We start from the raw sequence: 6,838 nt of genomic DNA on the forward strand, positions 1-6,838 counted from the left end.
TAATTTATACTTGAATACAATAAAAAAGTAATAATGTAAAAGCAAGCGTCAGGTGTGAGACGATCCTGTTATGGTGTGGTGTATTGCAATATAGAGACTTTGAAGGCAAAGAACCTGGGTATTGAACATATGAAAATGAAGAGGATGTGTTTGACATCCTCTTTTAATAGTTTTTAGTAGTATATGATTAAACAGTAGAAATATTGTTTCGGCTTGTTCCTCCGTTGAAATAATCCTGAATTATGGGAGTCATTTATTCCGGTTGTATCTCGTTGGCAGAGGGAAGTTGTTTCCATCCTTCGCCGAAGGTGTCGTAAGCATCGGTGACTACAACGAATGCACGTGGGTCGGCTTCTTTAATTTTTTGCTTTACGGAAGTCACTTCCCGGCGGTTCACCACAAGGAAAAGCATCTCTTTTTCAGCTCCTGTATACAGACCTGAACTTTTGATGCGGGTAGCCGTGCGGTCTAAATCTTGAAGGATGAAGTTATGTAGTTCCACCATTTCCTTTTCGCTGATGATAAACAGCAACTTATCGTCTTTCGCTCCGTTTATCACATAAGCTATCACCCGTGATGTGATGAAGATGGCGATAAGCGAATAGAAAGAAAGATACCATGAAGGTTGAGTGGTATCTTCTGCATTGCCTATACCGAATCCGATTACCACCAGACCGAAGCAGACAACAACAGCGTCTACCAGCAATATGGCTTTGGAGAAACGGATGTGAAAGAACTTTTGCAACATCATTCCGATAATGTCAGTTCCCCCTGTAGTAGCCTGATTGCACACCACGATACCGCTACCGATGCCGATAAGAGTAGCTCCCATAACACAGGTCAGCATCAAGTGATCGGTCATGTTCAGAGTGCCGCCGAGAAGTTGGGCGGGGTCTAGTTTTTCCAATGCTTCCCGTGTAGGATAGACCAGGCTGGATAAGAGGTTCATAACGAGCGGTGTGAATAAAGCGGCAACGATAGTGCGTGCTCCCAATTTGGAACCCAATAATATAACCGAAAGGATAAGCAACGGAACATCAAACATATAACCGAATGTACCTACCTGAATGGAAGGAAACAGGTTGTGAAGCACAATGCTTGCGCCATATACTCCGCCCGGCACTATATTATAGGGATTGATGAAGAAGACGAAACCTGCTGCCAGTATCGTGCAACCCACAAAAATGTTTATCCATGAAGTCCACCAATTCAGTTGTAAAACAGACTTGCTTTGTTGTTTTAATGTATCTAATATTGCTGCCATTATTCTTTGATGTTTATATTCATGCAGCAAATATACAAAATAGAAGTGAGCTTACACTATTTCTTCCAAAACTTTTCTTGTTATATGTGTTGATTTATTCCATATACTGATTGACGGGGTAGGATATTTCCCGATACAACCATTGACTGAAAAACGCCTAAGGGAGCGTTGTCTTACATCTACTTGAGCGTTGCCTTACGCCCAAGGGAGCGTTAGCTCTCACTCCCTTAGGTGAAAGGCAACGCTCCCTTAGGCGTAAGCGGAGTATTATTTTCCGTATAATTTGTCAATCAGATCTTTTCTGCCCATTTTGCGGAGTTCCTCTATGATTTGCTTTCTGTATTCCGGTTGGTACCAGAAGAAGAATTGCCGTTGTGCAAGTTTTTGTTTCGGGTTTCTCGCTGTGTAGACAGGTTCCAATGTATAGGGATGATACCCGGTATAGTAGGCTTCGGTAGCCATGGTCATCGGGGTAGGTGTAAAGTCTTGTACCTGCTCCAGATGAAAGTTTAAGTTCTTTGTAATGACGGCAAGCTCCGCCATATCTTCTTCCGTGCATCCGGGATGCGAGGAGATGAAATAGGGGATAAGCTGTTGTTTCAGGTTTAATTCCCTGTTTAATTTGTCGAATGTACGTTTAAACTGCTGGAACTGTAAGAAAGAAGGCTTTCTCATGATGGTAAGCACACGGTCGGAGGTATGCTCCGGGGCCACTTTCAGACGTCCGCTTACATGGTTGCCTATCAGCTCCCGGGTATACTCGGCTGCTGCCCGGTTGATATTCGCGTCTTTGCTTTCGTATTGCAGCAAGTCATAACGCACACCACTTCCGATAAAGGATTTCTTGATCCCTTTGAGTGAGTCTACCGATCGGTAAATATCCAGCAGAGGGCGATGGTCACTGTTCAGGTTGGGACATACTTTCGGGTGTATGCAAGACGGTCGTTTACATTTCCGGCAGATATTCTCATCCCGTCCGCGCATCATGTACATATTGGCGGAAGGACCTCCCAAGTCGCTCAGATAACCTTTGAAATCAGGCAGTTCTATCACATCTTTTACTTCTTTCAGAATGGATTTCTTGCTTCTGCTTACGATGAACTTTCCCTGATGCGCAGAAATAGTACAGAAAGCGCAACCACCGAAACAGCCCCGATGGATATTGATGGAGAACTTTATCATGTCGTATGCCGGAATGCGTTTCCCTTTATATTTGGGATGAGGCAAACGAGTATAAGGCAGGTCGAAAGAGTGATCTAATTCCTCTTGACTCATCGGCGGATAGGGAGGATTCACCACGACGGCTTTCCGGTCTACTGCCTGAATAATCCTTGCCGCTTCATATTTATTGGACTCTTCTTCGATATGGCGGAAGTTCATCGCCTGTTTCTTCTTGTCTTTCAGGCATTCCTCGTGTGAAAATAGTTGGATGTCTGTGGGAGAGAGAGCCTCTATTTCCCCTTTACATATGTAGGCTGTTTGTGGAATATCCGTAGGCAGGGGAGTGTGCTCAGTACTGTTTTGCAGCCGTTTTACCAATTCCACAATCGGTTTCTCGCCCATGCCGTAGATTAGTAAATCCGCACCGGATTCTATCAGAATACTTTTGCGAAGCGCGTCTTGCCAGTAGTCGTAGTGTGTCAGTCTTCTCATGGACGCTTCTATGCCTCCCAGCACAACGGGTACATCGGGATAAAGCCTCTTGAGAATCTGCGTATAAACGATACTTGGGTATTCGGGACGCATATCCGGACGTGCGTCAGGAGTGTAGGCATCGTCAGAACGAAGGCGTTTGTTGGCTGTATATTTGTTGACCATCGAGTCCATGCATCCGGCGGATATGCCGAAGAACAGGCGTGGCTTCCCCAACTTCTTAAAGTCGCGCAAATCATCGCGCCAGTTGGGTTGCGGGATGATTGCCACCCGTAGCCCTTCCGCTTCCAGAATACGTCCGATAACGGCTGCTCCGAATGACGGGTGGTCTACATAAGCGTCCCCCGAAAACAAGATTACATCCAGTTCATCCCATTTACGTAACTCTACTTCTTTCTTGGTGGTAGGTAACCAATCCGTCAGTTTGTACTCTTTCATGGTGCAAAGATACAGAATAAGTTTTAATAACATTCCTGCATCCTTTCTATATATTCTTTGTAAAATCTTTGGCGACTTCTGTTTTTATTTGTAGTTTTGTGACAATTCTGTCGCTTATAGTGTTAAGCGTTTCAGAAGGACATATTGTTTATGAGCGTTTTAATGATATTACTTTGTCTTAGAAAATCGCCAATTTTCGAAACCATACAATGTAATACAACAGAAATGCTCATGCTCCGTGTATATATACCTCCTTGAGGACTCGTATATTCATGAATGGCGTGAGACTGTTGTTATTTGTATGGTGGGTGTTTGGCGATACCTCTAAGGCAGATAAGAAATTAACAGTTCTCACGCTTTTTGTATATAATAACGCTATCCGGAGGGGAACAGGAAGCATAATTCTTTTGCTATGAAACGAAAGTTATCTTTTAAAGTCTATCTCACGGTTTTGCTCTTATTGGTGAGCTTTGGGGTAAGGGCAAGTACGGTAGTGGGGAGTATTACGCTGGAACAAATTGAGTATAGTCTGTATGATGACTATACGGCAGTGGTTTCTGATGGTAAGAGCAGTGTTGGAGATATTGTTATTCCTGAATCAGTGGAATATGAAGGTGCTACTTATTCTGTAATAATGATTGGTATTAGTGCTTTTAGGGAGTGCCGGAGTCTAACTTCTGTGAATCTTCCTAATGGTGTAACAACGATTGGTTCTAGTGCTTTTTTGAATTGTTCTAGTCTAACTTCTGTGAATCTTCCTAATAGTGTAACAACGATTCGTGAGTATGCTTTTTCGAAGTGTTCGAGTCTTACTTCTTTGATTATTCCTAATAGTGTAACTATGATTAGTCAATATGCTCTTAAAGAATTGCGTGAAGTGCATTTATTAGGTAAAAATCCGCCAGTTTGTTATAATAATAGTTTTATGTATGGGTGTATTTTCTATATACCAATAAATTCAGAATCGGCTTATAGAAAGGATTACGTATGGCAAACTCTTTTTGCCGAAAGTCGGGTGGAAGAGAGGTATTTTGAGGACGGGAGTTGGGGAACTTACGTTTCCGTTACTCACAATGGCGATGGTGACATCTATTTGAATGATGTTGCAGTGGCGCAAAGGGATACTTTGAAAAGAGGGACAAAGATTACTTTTAAATTTTTATCGGATGAGAGTAAAGGAGCCTATATAGGTGAAGCATTATTAAATAATAAAGATATTGCAGCGAAATTGTATAATAACACATACACAATTGCAGCTCTGGATGATGATTTGGATTTGAAAGTTACTTTTAAAAAGCCATTCTATGATGTAACTGTTGTCTATGACAAGGAAATGGGGGATGTAACCATAAATGGTCAGGATACAGACCGGATTTCGATTCCGGAAGATTATGATGGAGTTATAAACTTTCAGGCTCTACCTAAGGAGGGATATTATGTCGATTCAATCTTAATTGATGGTGAAAATGTATCTTTTGAGGAGAATAGCTATCGTTATAATAGAACTCCCGATGAGGATAATGATGTGGTTTGTAAAGTGGTATTTAAGAAATATTTAAATGTCTCTGCCGATTATGATAAAGTGCTGGGAGTAGTTAAAATAAATAATGAGGAATCGAATCCTTACTATGCCCGAATAGGTGAGGAAGTCTTGTTTTCTATCTTACCGAATACAGGTTGTGAAACTCGACAAGTGCTCTTGAATGATGTGGATATAACGGATGAATTGGAAAACTATCTTTTCTATACGTGTACGGCAAAAGAGGATATGGTTCTTAAAGTGACTTTCGTAGACCCCATACCGGGGAACTATTTCACGGTTTCTTCTGTATATGATAAGACAAAAGGCACAGTTAAGATAAACAATGAAGAGCTTGCTTCCTGTACGGTGAAGTCCGGCACGCAGGTGAACTTTTCTATTCTTCCGGAGGCAGGGTATGAGGTGCAGCAAGTCCTTTTGAATGATGCTGACATAACCGCCGATGTGAAAAATAACAGCTATACTTGCACTGCAACGAAAGATTTGGCATTGGAAGTGGTCTTTGTAGCTTCTGTACCTGACACGTATTATCAGGTTTCGGCTGTTTATGATGAGACGTTGGGAACGGTTAGAATCAATAATGAAGCGGTTACTTCCTGTACCATAAAGTCGGGCACAACGGTTTCTTTTGCTATCCTTCCGAATGATGGCAACAAGATATCCAAAGTCCTTTTGAATGATGCTGATATAACTTCCGATGTGAAAAATAACACCTATACTTGTACTGCAACGGAAAATTTGGCATTTGAAGTGGTCTTTGTAGCTTCTGTACCTGAAACGTATTATCAGGTTTCGGCTGTTTATGATGAGACGTTGGGAACGGTTAGAATCAATAATGAAGCGGTATCTTCCTGTACCGTGAAGTCCGGCACAACGGTCTCTTTCACCATCCTTCCGGGTGCCGACAACAAGATATCCAACGTTCTTTTGAATGATGCGGACATAACCGCCGATTTGGAAGACAATGCTTTCTATACCTGTACTGCAACAAGAGATTTGGTATTGAACGTGACCTTTGAAAATGCTAATTTCCTGTCTGTGAACAATATCGGTAAAGTGAAGGTCTCTTCATCCGGCAGTAAAGTCGTAGTGGAAGGATTGACAGATGGAGAAACAGTTCTCGTGACCAACCTGATAGGGCAGATTACGTATAGGGGAACGGCTTTGGAAATACCGATGAATAGAGGATGGTATTTGGTAAAAGTACGCAATGAAGTAACAAAAGTATGGATAGAATAATTTAAAAAAGACAAAATGATGAATGAGTTTTCTGTAAAAGAATGCTATGAAGAGCGTTTGAATCGGTTATGGGATGATGCGAGATACTCCTCTCTTCCTTTTCGTGAACGCGGTTATGCGGCTCCGGCCGAAGTGAAAGTAAATGCCTTGATGTTTATCGGTCTGAATCCCTCGTATCAAGGAGATGGAACGGACGAACGGCATTTCTATTCCGGTAATGGAAAACTTCACCGATACTTTCGTAAATTTATAGATGTATCCGAGGCAACAGGTTTGCCTTGGACACATCTGGATTTGTTTTATGTGCGTGAGACAAACCAAAAGAATATGGAAGGGTTGTGTGAAGATGCCGTAGGTAGAGAGTTTGTCAGGGAACAGTTTGCCATAACCAAGGATATCATGGAGCAGGCAAAGCCCTGTATGCTTGTGGTGAATAATGTGTATGCCAAACGGTGGATGAAGGATAAAGCATTCAATCCTGATGCTTTCGATTTTTGTTTCGACGAGGAGATTGGAACGTACAGAATTGTGAATAATTCGTCCCTTGAAGGTACTCCTGTTTTCTTTTCGAGTATGTTGACCGGACAACGGGCTTTGGACTTAGGTTCATTGGAACGTTTGGAGTGGCATATCCGGTTTGTTCGGAAGAAAACGGAGCAGTGCGGGTAGGGAAGAGTATGCTCATTCAATCGTTGTAGGTAGTG

Annotated in this window: 4 protein-coding genes; 2 read left to right on the forward strand and 2 right to left on the reverse strand. The window is 42.1% G+C overall.

What is annotated here, in order from left to right; genetic code table 11:
- Window positions 1-253 precede the first annotated feature (253 nt).
- Both DXB63_RS03400 and DXB63_RS03405 read right to left on the reverse strand, forming a co-directional pair.
- A complete protein-coding gene (locus DXB63_RS03400) occupies window positions 254-1,264 on the reverse strand; it encodes a YitT family protein (RefSeq protein ID WP_122124970.1) in 1,011 nt (336 codons plus the stop codon).
- 267 nt (window positions 1,265-1,531) lie between these two features.
- Entirely contained in the window at window positions 1,532-3,355 is a 1,824-nt protein-coding gene (locus DXB63_RS03405) for a YgiQ family radical SAM protein (RefSeq protein ID WP_122124971.1), read from the reverse strand.
- Window positions 3,356-3,767: 412 nt separating this feature from the next.
- Between DXB63_RS03405 and DXB63_RS03410 the strand changes: the two genes are divergently transcribed.
- On the forward strand, window positions 3,768-6,134 hold the full coding sequence (locus DXB63_RS03410; protein ID WP_122124972.1) for a leucine-rich repeat domain-containing protein: 2,367 nt from the start codon (window positions 3,768-3,770) through the stop codon (window positions 6,132-6,134).
- A 15-nt stretch (window positions 6,135-6,149) separates the two neighbouring features.
- Window positions 6,150-6,803 carry a hypothetical protein gene (locus DXB63_RS03415; protein ID WP_122124973.1) on the forward strand — a complete coding sequence of 218 codons (654 nt, stop codon included), beginning with the start codon at window positions 6,150-6,152 and terminating at the stop codon, window positions 6,801-6,803.
- The last annotated feature ends 35 nt before the right edge of the window (window positions 6,804-6,838 follow it).

It is taken from the genome of Bacteroides sp. OM05-12, from assembly GCF_003438995.1.
Lineage (GTDB): Bacteria > Bacteroidota > Bacteroidia > Bacteroidales > Bacteroidaceae > Bacteroides.